Here is a 14,188-nt window from a genome sequence, read left to right on the forward strand (position 1 = left end):
CTGGCTGGCTGGTAATCCGACTAAAATAGTGGAGTGACACCCTTGGCAAGCTATGCGAGCAAGGTCAGGCAGGATATCGCGCGTTGGGTCGAAAATGGGCTGATCGATGCCGGAACCGGCGAAAAGCTTAGCCGCGACGTCGATGCGAATGTCCGTCGCTCATTCTCCTTCGGAACGATCCTGGCCATGCTGGCGGCTATCCTGCTCGGCGCCGCGATCCTCATTTTCATTGCCGCCAACTGGGAAACCATTCCACGCATAGCGCGGGTGCTGGCCGTCTTCGCGGTCATTGCAGCGGGCTATGTCGGTGGCGCATGGCTGAAGCTGCGAGAACACCCTGCCTTCGCGGAGGCGGCGTGGGTGGTCGCTGCGGCTGCCTTTGGTGGAGCGATCGCGTTGATCGGCCAGATGTATCATTTCTCCGGCGACGAATCCGGTGCGATCCTCACCTGGTGCGCGGGCACCGCGCTTGCCGCCATGGCACTGCGCTCGAATCCGCTCACTGTCATGGCTGTTGCCATCGCCGACGGTTGGCTGGTTATGAGCCTGCTCAACGGTTTCGATTTCCGGAGCGGATTCGACTTCCCCTATCTTTATGTCTTGATGGCGATAGCGCTGTTCCTGATCTCTTATTGGACGCGCAGCCAACCCGCGCGCCATCTGATCATTCTGTCGCTTATCATCTATGCGGGCTTCGTCGCCTTGGACGACGACTGGGATGCGATGGCGATCCAACTGGCGATCGGCTCGGCTGTGGTCTTCGCGGCGGCGGTCTATGCATCCGAGCCACTGGATGGCTTGCTGCAGCTTGGCGGGCGGCTACCGCTTCATGCCTTTCTTGGTTTCCTAGTCGGCATGGCAATCTTGCAATTCAAATATGACGAGGGCGGCGGCCTGGTTCTCACCTCGGCGCTGATGCTCGCCGGTATCGTTGCTGCCATCGTGTTGGCCGGGCGCGACAGTCGAGGCTTGCGCTGGCTCGCCTATATCGGTTTCGCCTATGAACTGGTCTGGATCTATCTCGTCATGATGGGGACAATGCTGGACACCGCCAGCTTCTTTCTGGCGGCGGCTGTGATCCTTGGCCTTCTCGCCTTCGTCATCATCCGCGTCGAAAAGAGCATGCGTGGGCGCGCCGCGGCGGGAGGGACTGCGCAATGACCGGTAAGAAGCTCATTATCTCTGCTGTCGTCCTGGCGCTTGTCCAGATCGGCTTTCTGAGCTGGATCATTGCCGGCCGTGCCGCCATCCTGCGCAACGGCACGGAGGTTTTGCTGAAGGTCGAGCCGGTCGATCCGCGCGACCTGCTGCGTGGCGATTATGTGCGGTTGGGTTACGAGATCTCCACCATTCCGGCAAAGCTGGTTGCCGATCTGGCGCCCGGCCAGACAACGACGCCCGGTGGCCGCATGCTGGTTCGGCTGAAGAAGGATGCCGATGGCTACTGGCGTCCGGTTTCAGCCTTCTTCGCCACGCCGGCCACTGCGCCAGGTTCGGATGAGGCTGATATCGCCGGCACGATTTCCGGCGGCTGGTCGCTCGAGGCCGACGCTACGCTGTCGCCGGATTATGGTATCGAGCGCTTTTATCTGCCGGAAGGCGAGGGGCGGGCTATCGAGACCGATATGCGGGTTCGCCCGTTTGGCGTGCGCGTTGCGCTGGCCAAGGATGGTACGCCGCAGATCAAGGCGCTGGTCGATGGCGACAAGACGCTGTTCGAGGAGCCACTTTATTAGGAGTCTTGTCAGGAAAAAGTGGTGCGGATGAAGGGACTCGAACCCCCACGCCTTTCGGCACCGGAACCTAAATCCGGGGCGTCTACCAGTTCCGCCACATCCGCATACCGGGCCAAATCCCACGTAGCCATCATTCTGTCAATGTCGCCGGTCAAGACACAGCTTGTTGCCGGGCGCGAAGATAGTTGAAAATCGGCCTCGCCTGTGACAAAAGGCGTGTCGAATGTGACGGGATGCGACGATCCGCTTCTGCTAAATGTGATATGAAGTAGGAAAAACAAAGACTTAATCACATTTTGGGGCGTCGTTGGGAGAATTGAGCCGCCGAAGCGGTCAAGGGCTCCAGCTTCCGTACCAAAGCCACTCCCGGCAAGACTATTCCGGCAGGCTGCGAACGGCGTGTCCGTTTGCCAGTCTCATTGGTGAAGATAAAGGTTTGATGATGCAGGTCACCGAAACGCTCAATTCCGGCCTCAAGCGCGAGATCAAAGTCGTCGTGCCCGCCGGCGACATGGAGGCCAAGCTCCTGGCCCGTCTGTCGGATGCCAAGGACAAGGTCCGCATCAATGGCTTCCGCCCGGGCAAGGTGCCGGTCCAGCACCTGCGCAAGGTATACGGCAAGTCCTTCATGGCCGAAGTGGTCAACGAGATCCTGAACGAGTCGCGCACCATCATCACCGGCCGCGGCGAAAAGGCCGCCATGCAGCCCGAAGTCATCATGACCGAGGACGAGAAGGAAGCTGAAAAGATTCTGGCCGGCGGCAGTGATTTCGAGTTCAAGCTGAACTACGAAGTCATCCCGGCGATCGAGATCAAGGATTTCACCGACATCAAGGTGACCCGTCCGGTCTATGACGTGCCGGAATCGGAAATCGACGAGCAGGTCCAGCGTGTCGCTGAATCGTCCCGCTCCTACGAGACCAAGTCGGGCAAGGCTGCCGAAGGCGACCGTGTCACCATCGACTATCTCGGCAAGATCGACGGGGAGGCCTTTGCTGGCGGCGCCGGCACCGACCAGCCGCTGGTGCTGGGTTCCAAGGAATTCATCCCGGGCTTCGAGGATCAGCTGATCGGCGCCAAGGCTGGCGATGAAAAGCTGGTCACCGTCACCTTCCCGGAAAATTACCAGGCGCCGCACCTGGCCGGCAAGGAAGCCACTTTCGACGTTACCGTCAAGGAAGTCGCCGCTCCCGGCAAGCTGGAGGTCAACGACGAGACCGCCAAGAACCTTGGCCTGGAATCGCTCGAGCGCCTGCGTGAAGTCGTGAAGGGCCAGATCGAGAGCCAGTTCGGTTCGATGACGCGCCAGAAGGTCAAGCGCCAGCTACTCGACCAGCTCGACGCTTCCTACTCCTTCGAAGCGCCGTCCAAGCTCGTCGAGGCCGAGTTCACCAATATCTGGAACCAGGTCAACCGCGATCTCGAAGCCGCCGGTCGCACCTTCGCCGACGAAGAGACGACCGAGGAAGAGGCCCGCGCCGAATACACTCGCCTTGCCGAGCGTCGCGTCCGTCTCGGCCTTGTGCTTGCCGAAATCGGTGAGAAGGCTGGCGTCACAGTCTCCGATGACGAGCTGCAGCGCGGCCTGTTCGAGCAGATCCGTCGCTTCCCGGGCAACCAGCAGCAGGAAGTCTACGAGTTCTACCGCTCCAATCCGGATGCGCTGAACACGCTGCGCGCGCCGATGTTCGAGGAGAAGGTCGTCGACCATCTGCTCGGCCAGATCTCTGTCACCGACAAGAAGGTGAGCAAGGAAGAGTTGATGGCCGAGGACGAGGAAGCTGAGACCAAGGCCAAGCCCGTCAAGAAGGCCACTGCCAAGAAGGCGGAAAAGGCTGAAGAGGCCGGCGCCGAAGAGCCGAAGAAAAAGGCTGCTCCGAAGAAGAAAGCCGCCAAGGACGCCGAATAAGCGTCAGAGGTTCAAGAATGAAGGCCGCCGCGAGGCGGCCTTTTTCTTTGAACGATTGTGCTCGATACGGTCTGCCGGCATGAGGAATTGCTCTGCGGCTCTTGTTTCCGCGACCGGTATGTACATGCAGACTACTGGCGGTAGTCCGAAGTGCCACTAAATCACCACTAATCACTTGGTAAGCTGCCGTAGCGTAGCTTACCGCAGAGTCGCGGCTGTTTTCGCGGAGGGCAAATTGGCAAGGTCGGTCGTCGGACTTCGTCCGGTGCTGGGTATGGTGTTGCTGGCGTTGGGCGGTGGCGCCGCGCGGGCGGACGATATCGCCGACCGATGGCGGTTTGGCTCTGCTCCCGACGGCTCGATCACCGCCTCGGTCTCTGCCGACAGCATTATCGCCATCGGCAGTGGCGCGCTTGGGTACCGTCCGGTCCTGACCATTGCTTGCCGTCCGGACGGCGAGCCGCAATGGAGCGAATGGCTGCAGCTGAATGACGGCGTCGCTGCGGGGGACACCATCACTGTTGTCGTGTCGGTCGACGGTGGCCAGAATTTCAAGGAAGACTGGTCGGTGTCCAACGGGTCGCGAACATTGATGCGGCCTGGCACCGATGCGGTCAGCAGGTTGGCGTCCGCCAAGCACCTCAGGCTTTCATGGCGTTTCGGCGTGATCACCGGCCGTGCCAAGGCCGATTTCTTCCTGGGCGGCGCAGCCGCCGCCATCGATCGGCTGGCAGCCGAATGCAAGATCGCCACGCCCTGATCGCTTTAGATCAGCAGCAGCCCCTTCATCGAGGCATGACCTTTCTTGCCGATGACGATGTGGTCGTGGACTGCAATTCCCAGCCGCTTGCCCGCCTCGATGATCTCCTTGGTCATTTCGATATCTGCCCGGGACGGGGTAGGATCCCCGGATGGATGGTTGTGGACGAGTATGATCGCAGTGGCTGAAAGCTCCAGCGCCCGCTTCACGACTTCGCGCGGGTAGACAGGCGTATGATCTACCGTTCCAGTCTGTTGGACTTCGTCGGCGATCAGCATGTTCTTCTTGTCGAGGAAGAGGATGCGAAACTGCTCGCGGGCCTCGAATGCCATGGCTGCACGGCAATAATCGAGCAGCTGCTGCCAGGAGGACAATGATTCGCGACCGGTAACTTCGCTGCGCAGCGAACGATGCGTGACGGCGGCGATCACCTTGAGGTCGAGCGCTACTGCGGGGCCGACGCCCTTGACCTCTTGTAGCAGCGCGATCGGCGCACCCAGGACCTCGGCCAGGCTGCCAAAGCGGGCGAGCAGCGCTTTGGCCATGGGCTTGGTGTCTGCGCGTGGAATGAGACGAAAGAGCAGAAGTTCCAGCAGCTCATAGTCGGGCAGAGCACCATGCCCCGCACTGGCAAACCGCTCGCGCAGCCTTTCACGGTGTCCGAGATAATGCGGCTTGTCGTCAGCGGTTTTCCGCTTCTCAAGCGCCAGCACCGGCTGTTCGGCCAGGAACCGGCGCTCATCGTCCCCGTTGCTCATCAAGCCCCCGCTTCGAGCTCATCTGCCTTCGGGCAATGTAGAGGGAGTTTTGGGGGCGGTACAGGGGACTACGGTCGGGGAGGGTCTCTTTCAGCGAACGGATCGAGGTTGGCCAGAAAGGAGAACCCGTCGTTGCCGACGGGTTCTGAAGAAAGCGAGGAGACTAGAAGTCGCGCTGGAAGCGAAGCAAGCCACCGAGATTGCTCTTTTTGTTCGCATTGGTCCAACTGCCGGTGTACTCGGCCGTGCCGAAGTTGCCTTCATTGACATAGTCAACTTCGGCCGTGACGGTGAAACCTTGAACCAGTGCGTGCGCCACATTGACGGCAACGCCGAGGTTTTTGGCGCCATCATAGGAAACCTGAGCGTTGAACGAGGTCTTTTCGTTGAACTTGTAGGTGCCGCCGCCCCAGATGGCCCAGTTGCCGCCCCACAGTTTATAGAAGTTGCGGTCTATATTATCGTCCGTGCCGTAGCCGGCCATGACAAAAAGATCGATCTGTTCGGTTGCCTTCACGTCCAGCCGAACCTTGCCGGCCCACTCCTCGAAATTGCTGTTATAGGCAACAACGCCGGTGATACCGCCCCAGCTCTGGGCATATTTCACACCGCCGACGACATGGGGGACATAGCTGTCGATCGTGTTGTCATCGCTGGTCCAGGTATCGCCGGCCCGCTTCGATTTCGAAAACTTTCCCGCACCCTGTTCCAGCGAGACGACCGCCGAGAAACCGTCGCCGGCGTCGAAGGTGTAGCTGATCAGATTGGTATCCAGGGCGCTGTAAGGAACCAGCGTATCGTTGATGACGTTGCCGGCATAGTCGATGAAGCTGGCGAAAGCCGTCTCCCCCTTGCCGATACGCAGGCCACCGAGCTGGACCCATGCGAAGGTCAGTGCGTAGCCATTGCTTGTTGAGTTCGAACCGTAGTCCTGGGGGTTGCCGAAGTCGAAGCGGGTCGAGGTATAGGTCTTCAGGGTGCCGAGCTCGGTCTCCTGACCGGTCCAGGTCCTGATGGCGAAGCGGGCAAGTTTCCACCAGGTGCCTTGCTCTTTGTTGTCGAGCCGGTCGTTGGCACGAGCGCCGTTATACGATCCGACATCGCCCATACCTATGTCATAGCGGATGTAGCCTCCGACGCGCAGACAGGTCTCTGTGCCTGGGATGTAGAAGTAGCCGGCGCCGTAGACGTCGCAGATCTTGACGTATTCGGCGGGTTCCGGCTCGGCGACCACGACTGTGTCGGCGGCGCGCGCACCGGAAACTGCGATCAGAGCCGCAGCCGATCCAAGGAAAATACTCCTGGTATTCATTGTCTCCTCCAATGAAAGGTTTGAAAAATGGGCGCGTTTTTCCCGAGGACGGCGTTCCCAGCGCTGTCCCCCTCCTGAAAAAGATGCGCTTAGCGCTGCTTCTTCAGATTTCTCCCACGCGATGGCAGGCTATTAGTGCGCCGGACCCCGATGGCCGCAGGGCCGGGACGATTGTGCGGCATGGTTCGCGGGCATGCGGACACCGGCTGGCATAGGCGCAGCCGGTTTCGGAAACCGCGGCACTGGATGGGGCAGACGCCTCGCAACGCTGGCCCGATCCTGGAATCGCGGCCAGAAGCGCGCGGGTATAGGGGTGGCCTGGCGCATGAAACAGGCTTCGCGTCCCCGCCAGTTCCACGAGACGCCCGCGATAGAGCACGCCGACCCGGTCGCACAAATAAGCCACGACCGACAGATCATGCGAAATGAACAGCATCGACAGTCGACCTCGAGCCTTGATGTCCTGCAGCAAGGCCAGGATTTGTGCCTGGACAGAGACGTCGAGGGCGGACACCGGCTCATCCGCTACCAGAAGGTCTGGTTCCAGCGCGATGGCTCGGGCGATCCCGATGCGTTGACGTTGGCCACCCGAAAACTGGTGTGGATGCCGGTCGGCTACAGACGGGTCCAGGCCGACCGCCTGCAGCAAGCCGGCCACTCGATCACGCAGTTCCGCCGCCGGCAGGCTCTGATGCGTGCGCAAGGGTTCAGCCACGATGTCGGCAATGCGCCAACGCGGATCCAGCGAGGCGTAAGGGCTCTGGAACACCATCTGTACCCGTCGCCGGGCTCGCCGAAATTCCTCGCCGGAGGAGGCAAGCCAATCCTGCCCGTCGAAGAGGATATTGCCGGCAGTCGGACGTATCAGCCGCATAATCATACGGCCTATGGTGGATTTCCCGCTGCCGCTTTCGCCGACGAGGCCAAGGGTCTCCCGCGACCCGATGCTGAAGCTGACGTCGTCGACCGCAGGTATTACCCCTGCACGTCCGAACCAGCGGCCGGGCAGCGCGTAGTGCTTCACGAGGCCCTTGACCGAGAGAAGGTCGGGAGGCGACTCGGTTCGAGCCTGGTCAGGCAGCGAGGGGACAGGCGACAGCATGGCGCGGTTCCTCACGAGTTGGGGAAAGAGCAGGGATGCCCTCACGGCAGCCCGCGACTGCTCGGACGCAGCGCGGATGGAACGGACAGCCGACTGGCGGATTGGCCAGATCGGGCACGGTGCCTGGGATCGGCCGCACCACCTGGTCCGGCGCGGTGATCGACGGGCGCGACGCGATCAGGCCGGCAGTGTAGGGGTGCCGCGGCCGGGCCAGCACCTCGGCTGTCGGGCCGCTCTCCACGATCCGCCCGGCATACATCACGGCAACGTCGTCGCAGGTCTCGGCAATGACGCCCAGGTCGTGGCTGACGAGAATAACCGCGGTGCCATGCTCGGCCTGCAAGCCGCGGATCAGGTCGAGGATCTGGGCCTGGACGGTGACGTCCAGGGCTGTCGTTGGTTCGTCGGCTACGATCAGTGCTGGGTCCAGCGCCAGGGCGCAGGCAATGACGACGCGTTGACGCATGCCGCCCGACAACTCGTGCGGATAGGCTCGGCTCCGCCGATCTGCATCAACGATGCCGACGCGCTCGAGAAGCTCCGTGACGCGGGTCTGCACCTCTTTCCGCCGCATCCTTGGTCGATGCCAGCGGAACAACTCGGCGATCTGGTCGCCGATAGTCATGACCGGGTTCAGGGTGGCGGTCGGATCCTGGAAGATCATCGACAGTCGGTTACCGCGCAACCGACGCATCTCGCGTTCAGGCAGGCCGACGAGGCTTCTGTTCTCGAACCGGATGTCCCCGCCCGCTATCCGGCCCGGTGGCTGGATCAGTCCCAGCAGGGCTTGGCCAACAGTCGACTTGCCGCAGCCGCTCTCACCCACGAGGCCTAGGATGCGGTTGCGGTCGAGCGATAGCGATACTCCGGCCACGGCCCGAACCAGACCCCGAGGCGAGGCGTATTCTACGCGCAGGTCGTGGACCTGCAGCAGCGGCGTGCTCATCGCTCGGCCCTCGGATCGACGAAGTCGCGCAGGAAATCGCCGAACAGGTTGATACCCACCGACGTCATCAGGATCACCAGCCCGGGCCCCAGCACCATCCATGGCGCGTCATACAGGAAGTCGCGACCCTCGCTGATCATCTTGCCCCAGGAGGGGGTCGGCGGCTGGACGCCGAGGCCGAGGAAGCTGAGCGCCGCTTCGGCAATGATCACCAGCGCTACTTCCAAAGTGGCGAGGACCAGAACCGATGGGATCACATTTGGCAGCACGTGTCCCAGCACGATGCGCCAGCCGGGCACTCCTATCGATCGCGCCGCCTCTACGAATTCCATCTGTTCGATGCGCAGCGCTTCGCCTCTCACGACACGGGCGTAATTGACCCATAGTGCGATCGACAGCGCCAGCACCATGGTCCAGAAGCCGGGTCCCAGGATCGCCATGATCATCAGGGCCAGAAGCAGGAAGGGGAACGCCAGAAGGAAGTCGACCAATCGCATGATGAGATTGTCGACGATACCGCCGGCATAGCCGGCCACCGCGCCGAGAAGGGAGCCGATGGTGGCGGCCAGCGCGACGACGATGATTGCGACCGCCAGCGAGGTCCGGGCGCCGACGACGATCCGGCTGAAGATGTCCCGGCCCAGATTGTCACCGCCCAGAATATGATCCCAGCCGCCACCTGTTGCCCAGACGGGCGGCAGGAAACGCCATCCCAACACCTGCTGGGCGGGATCGTACGGCGCCAGGGCGGGCGCTGCAGCGGCGCCGATCAGGATCATGCCGATCAGAAGCAGCCCGGCCAGCCCTTTTGGGCTGCGGCGAAGCGCCTTGAGGAACTGGTTCCTCGCCACGTTGTGCACAGACTCTGTCGGTGCGGTTGCCGCGATTTGAGACAGTGTGCTGTCAGCCATGACGCATCCGCGGATCTATGATCTGGTAGAGCAGATCGATGATCAGGTTCATTCCCACGAACAGCACCGCGGTGATGAGCACCGTGGCCTGCACGAGGGGGTAATCGCGGGTAGTGATGGCTTGTACCGACAGCCGACCGATACCGGGCCAGGCGAACACGGTTTCGGCAACGATGGCGCCAGACAGAAGGTTACCCAGCTGCAGCCCAACCATCGTGATGACCGGAATGATGGCATTGCGAAAAGCGTGCTTTAGCACGACCGTGCGAGGAGGCACTCCTTTGGCCCGGGCGAACTGGACGTAGTCCTGCCGGATCGTTTCGATCATCGCCGACCGGATCAGTCGGGCATTGACCGCCATCAGACCGAAGGCCAGCGATACCGAGGGTAAAAGGAAGTAACGAACCTTCTGCCACAGGAGATCGAAGCGACCGTCGACAATCGCCTTCGGTATCGCAGCGATCACCGATCCCTTGTAGCCCGAGGCCGGCAGCCAGCCGAGTTGCACGGAAAACAGAAGGATCAACAGGACACCGAGCAGGAAGGAGGGGGTGGAGACTCCGACGACTGCGACCACGGTGCCCGCTGTGTCGATCGGGCTATCCCGGCGCAGCGCCGTCACGATGCCGATCGGGGTTGCTACCGATAGCGCCAGCACCATTGACCACAGCGTTAGTTCCGCCGTCGCCGGCAGTCGTTCCAGGATGAGCTGCGCGGCTGGGACGCGCTGGCGCAGCGAAGTGCCGAGATCACCCCGTAACGCATTGCCGAGATAGGAAACGTATTGATCCAGCATCGGACGATCGAGGCCGAGCTGAGTGCGTAGCCGAGCCTTGTCGGCCTCCGTCATGCCGGGGTTACCCGCGGCCATGACATCCACCGGATCACCGGGAACCAGCTTGGTCATCGCCGACACCACGAAGGCGATGCCGGCGATGATGACAAGCGCATAGGCGATCCGCTTGATGATCAAGGGCAGCATCGGCCGCTCCTCAATTCTCGATCCAGGCGCTGTCGACGGAAATATCGCCGTCGGTGCGCAGGGCCGCATCCCGGACCGAGGACGACAGCGCCGCAAAGTTCAGTGGCTCAAACAGCGGAGCCCAATAAGCCTGGCGCATGATGAGTGCCTGCGCGTCATCCAAAAGGGACTGCCGCGCCGCCGGATCGAACGCAACCCGTTGCGCCTCGAGCATCTTGTCCAGCGCCGCGTCCTTGCGGAAGCTGCGGTTGTAGGAACCCTGGCTGTGCAGAGCGGCGTACAGGATGTCGGCATCGTTGTATTCATATGCCATGAAGAAGATGTGGTGCTCGCCCTTGCTGGATAGCGACGCCCATTCCCCCACCGGCAGCGACTGGATTTCAAGTTCGATCCCGATGCCGCGCAACTCGGTCTGCACGATTTCGGCTGTCCGTCGGATCGGCGGCATGTCCGAGGTGATCATGCTTAGTTTCAGCCCTGCCGACTGGCCGGCTTCAGCCAAGAGTGCCTTGGCCTTGGCCGGATCGTAGGCGTAGTCCAGCGCCTCCACCGCCTTCGAATAGCCAGGGATGGTCGTGGGCAGGGGACCGTGCGCGATTTGGCCGTTGCCGTCGAGGGCGAAAGCCAGGACCTTCTCGCGATCGATGGCGTGGCAAACGGCCTGACGGACGCGAATGTCGTCGAACGGTGCCTTGTTCAAATTGAAGACAAGGGCCCGCAACCCCTGTCTTGCCCGGGACAGAAGCTGGATATCGCTGTTCTGGCGCAACCGGCGAACAGCGTCGACCGGCACTGCCTGCCCGGTAGCGAGCACGTCGATCTCGTCCGTCTCCAGTGCCGCGATCCGCGTCGAATCCTCGGGGAAGTACAAGAACTGCACTTCGTCCGCTGCCGCCACCGGGCCGCATTTATAATCGTCGAACCGCACCAGCTTGATGCCTGTGTCGGGTGCCCAGCCTGCGAAGCGAAAGGGTCCGCAGCCGACTGGATTGCGGCCGAACTGGTCACCCAGCGCTTCAACCGACTTGCGGGGCAAGATGGCTGTCGAGGGACTGGATAGGCCGATCCATAGCGGTACGAAGGGTTCCTTGAACCGATAGATGACAGTCAGCCGGTCCACGACCTCGGCCTTGTCGAACGGACCCAGCAGATAGGAGGATGGCGATGCCGTGGCCGGATCCATGATCCGTTGCGTGGTCCATACGCAGGCTTCGGCATCGGCCGGGCTGCCGTCGTGGAAGGTCACGCCGTCGCGCAGGTGGAACACGATGGTCTTGTTATTGTCTGTGGCCTCCCACCGTTCAGCCAGGCCCGGCACAACCTTGCCATCGACGTCGAGACGCACCAGCGGCTCATAAATCCAGTTGTTGGTTTGATCGGAGACCGCGATAAGGGTCTTCTGAGGGTCCAGACTGTCAGGTTCCTGGTCGCGGCCGATGCGCAAGGTTCCACCGCGTCCCTCGGCAAAGGCAGCACGACCCGGCAGGGCCATTGCGCCTGCGAGGGCTACGAAGCCACCAAGGACGCTTCGGCGGCTCAGAACGTTCTGCCGCGCATGGGCATAGGTCAGGGCCAGGAATTCCTGTGGGTCCATACGATCGAGCGACATAGTTTATTCCCCTCTTTTTCTATGGCCTTGTCTGGAACCTGCGATGCCTCGCAGGCTTGTCTCCACTCGGCTGGGTCATCAGTGGTCACGGCAGTTCGCCGGCATCCGCGTGTCGCGTGAACCACTCTCCGATGCGTTCGGAGAAATCGAGAAACTGGCTGGGATGACGTTCCAATCCATGATTGTTGTCGGGGTAGCTGACCAGGGCTGCTTCGACACCGCACATCTTCAAAGCGGTGAAGTACATCTCCGATTGCGTGACCGGCGTTCGCCAATCGCGCTCGCCGCACAAGACAATCGTCGGTGTCTGGACGTTGCCGACCAAGGCGAGCGGAGAATGGCGCCAGTAGACTTCATGTTTGCCGGCTTCCCAGGGAGGGCCGGACCGCCACCGGTAGGCAAAGTAGTCCGGCCTGTCTTGAAGCAACGTCTGACTGATCCAGTCGACGACGCCATAGACGACGGCAGCCGCCGCGAAGCGACGCGTGTGTCCGATGAGCCAGGCCGTCAGCACCCCGCCGGCGGATTCTCCCGCGATATAGACACGGTCAGGGTCGATGCCGCCGCGCTTGACCACAAGATCGACCGCGTCGGCGATCATCAGGTCGTCGGCTCCTGGGAAATCGTGCTCCAGATAGTCGGTGAAGGCTTCACCATAACCGAGTGATCCGCGAGGGTTCATCATCAGCACCGCATAGCCGCGTGCCGCCCAGAGCTGTGGGACGACGGCAAAATGTGGACCCCAGCACAGATAGGGGCCGCCATGGAGCCATAGGATCAGCGGCAGCGGCTTGTCGGCGGGAGCATCAGCGGGCCGGATCAGCCAGGCCTGCATGGGCAGCTTGGTCGCCAGCCACATCGGCTCGATCGGTGCAACCGTTATGTTCGACATCCAGTCGCTTTCATGCGTCACCTGCTGGCAGTGAGTGCCGTCGACTGACAGGATTGCGACTTCGTCGGTTCGCGTCGAGCTGCCGTGCAGTATGGCGATTTCGCCATCGCGCGAGACCGAAACGAACTTGCTCCACAGCACATAACCGGAAACGGCCGAGCCGCCGACCTCTCGCGACAACACCGTCCATCGCCCTTCGAGGTCGACCTTTTGCAAACATCCGGCACCTTCATGCGGAACGAGTGCGAGCAATCCCGAGCTGTCGGGCAGCCAGAGCAGTTCCTGATGGACTTCGAGTCCATCGGGGTGCGTCAACGTGCGAAGATTCCCTCCCGATCGGCTCATGACGTGGACGACATTCGTACGGAAGCTCTTCTGCGAACCACGGGAGCCCACAAATGCGATCCATTCGCCATCGGGGGAGACTGTGGCATGGGCAATTGTTCCGCCGAAGCGGGTGAGACGGGTGACAGCCCCGTCTGCAATCGAAAAACTGTATACGTCTGCCGCGACGACATTGGCCGGGTTCACGGGCCCCGGCGGCGTCGGATCGCGCAGCATCGACATGATCACATTGCGGCTGTCGGAGGACCAGGAGATGTGTCCTGCGAGCTTCAGTTTTGTCACCAGTGCGAGCGGGCCACCATGTTCGAACGGATCGACGGTGAGCTGCCGGATGGTTGCGCTCTCGACATCCAACAGGAATATCTGATGATGTCCCTCGGGCAGGAGCTCGGCATCCACACCTTCTATCCGCCGCAGAAGACGCTCCGTGTACTGACCCGGCCGTGCCCATCGTTCCGTCCGCAAGCCATGCCAGGCCGGAGCGGTCCGCTTGTCCGTTTGAGCTGGCTGTGCCTGCGGCGCACGCATGACGAATGCGATTGTTCGACCATCTGGAGACCAGGCCAGACCTTCCGGTGTCGACGGCAGGTTGGCGATTGCCTTGGTTTCGCCGGTTGCGACAGACCACAGGCGGATTTCATTCGTGTCATCCTCTCCACCCACAAAGGCGAGCTGGTCTGAATTCGGCGACCAGCGTGGCTGGAAGCCTTGGCCCAGGTCCTGCGCCTTTCCGGACTTGCGCTCGAAGATCTGCACGTCCGAGCACCAGACGTCGCGGATGACGTCGGGCCGGTCGCGTACGTAAGCGACGTATCGCCCGTCCGGCGAAATCTGCGGATCTGACGGCAGACGCAGCCGGAAATAGTCCTGTGGCTCAAGAACCGACACGTGAGAGATCCTCCATTGGATTGGCTGGTGCTGCCGCG

At 61.7% G+C, this 14,188-nt stretch carries 12 protein-coding genes and 1 tRNA gene; 4 read left to right on the plus strand and 9 right to left on the minus strand.

Translation table 11 applies throughout. From position 1 onward, the window contains the following. Positions 1 to 42: 42 nt before the first annotated feature. Both AO692_RS18740 and AO692_RS18745 read left to right on the plus strand, forming a co-directional pair. Positions 43 to 1,161, plus strand: coding sequence for a DUF2157 domain-containing protein (locus AO692_RS18740; protein WP_054311568.1), 1,119 nt, complete (start codon positions 43 to 45; stop codon positions 1,159 to 1,161). Further along, positions 1,158 to 1,736 (plus strand): GDYXXLXY domain-containing protein, encoded by a 579-nt coding sequence (locus AO692_RS18745; protein WP_054311569.1) that lies wholly within the window; start codon positions 1,158 to 1,160, stop codon positions 1,734 to 1,736. Before AO692_RS18740 ends, AO692_RS18745 begins: the two co-directional genes overlap by 4 nt. A gap of 19 nt (positions 1,737 to 1,755) precedes the next feature. Here AO692_RS18745 and AO692_RS18750 read toward each other — a convergent pair. Beyond that, positions 1,756 to 1,840 (minus strand) — tRNA-Leu (locus tag AO692_RS18750). A 338-nt stretch (positions 1,841 to 2,178) separates the two neighbouring features. Here AO692_RS18750 and tig point away from each other — a divergent pair. Further along, positions 2,179 to 3,645, plus strand: coding sequence for a trigger factor (gene tig / locus AO692_RS18755; RefSeq protein WP_054311602.1), 1,467 nt, complete (start codon positions 2,179 to 2,181; stop codon positions 3,643 to 3,645). A gap of 235 nt (positions 3,646 to 3,880) precedes the next feature. Continuing rightward, the gene (locus AO692_RS18760; RefSeq protein WP_244483403.1) at positions 3,881 to 4,405 is read left to right on the plus strand and encodes a hypothetical protein; all 525 of its coding nucleotides are present in this window, start codon (positions 3,881 to 3,883) and stop codon (positions 4,403 to 4,405) included. Between the two features lie 5 nt (positions 4,406 to 4,410). Here the strand turns inward: AO692_RS18760 and radC are convergent, their stop codons facing one another. The 8 genes from radC to AO692_RS18800 all read right to left on the minus strand — a co-directional run bounded on the left by radC (position 4,411) and on the right by AO692_RS18800 (position 14,150). Further along, on the minus strand, positions 4,411 to 5,163 hold the full coding sequence (radC, locus tag AO692_RS18765) for a DNA repair protein RadC (RefSeq protein WP_054311571.1): 753 nt from the start codon (positions 5,161 to 5,163) through the stop codon (positions 4,411 to 4,413). 163 nt (positions 5,164 to 5,326) lie between these two features. Next, on the minus strand, positions 5,327 to 6,475 hold the full coding sequence (locus tag AO692_RS18770) for a porin (protein WP_054311572.1): 1,149 nt from the start codon (positions 6,473 to 6,475) through the stop codon (positions 5,327 to 5,329). 103 nt (positions 6,476 to 6,578) lie between these two features. Further along, a complete protein-coding gene (locus AO692_RS18775; protein ID WP_054311573.1) occupies positions 6,579 to 7,577 on the minus strand; it encodes an oligopeptide/dipeptide ABC transporter ATP-binding protein in 999 nt (332 codons plus the stop codon). Beyond that, entirely contained in the window at positions 7,549 to 8,523 is a 975-nt protein-coding gene (locus tag AO692_RS18780; protein ID WP_054311574.1) for an ABC transporter ATP-binding protein, read from the minus strand. The genes AO692_RS18775 and AO692_RS18780 overlap by 29 nt, the downstream gene beginning before the upstream one ends. Continuing rightward, positions 8,520 to 9,434, minus strand: a complete 915-nt coding sequence (locus AO692_RS18785; protein ID WP_082407438.1) for an ABC transporter permease — start codon at positions 9,432 to 9,434, stop codon at positions 8,520 to 8,522. Before AO692_RS18785 ends, AO692_RS18780 begins: the two co-directional genes overlap by 4 nt. Beyond that, positions 9,427 to 10,416, minus strand: a complete 990-nt coding sequence (locus AO692_RS18790; RefSeq protein ID WP_054311575.1) for an ABC transporter permease — start codon at positions 10,414 to 10,416, stop codon at positions 9,427 to 9,429. Before AO692_RS18790 ends, AO692_RS18785 begins: the two co-directional genes overlap by 8 nt. Before the next feature lie 10 nt (positions 10,417 to 10,426). Beyond that, complete coding sequence (locus tag AO692_RS18795) at positions 10,427 to 12,025, minus strand: ABC transporter substrate-binding protein (protein WP_054311576.1); 1,599 nt, start codon at positions 12,023 to 12,025, stop codon at positions 10,427 to 10,429. An 85-nt stretch (positions 12,026 to 12,110) separates the two neighbouring features. Then, on the minus strand, positions 12,111 to 14,150 hold the full coding sequence (locus AO692_RS18800) for a prolyl oligopeptidase family serine peptidase (protein WP_054311577.1): 2,040 nt from the start codon (positions 14,148 to 14,150) through the stop codon (positions 12,111 to 12,113). Between the last annotated feature and the right edge of the window lie 38 nt (positions 14,151 to 14,188).

This window comes from Mesorhizobium sp. 1M-11 (genome assembly GCF_001303895.1).
Taxonomy (GTDB): Bacteria; Pseudomonadota; Alphaproteobacteria; order Rhizobiales; family Rhizobiaceae; genus Mesorhizobium.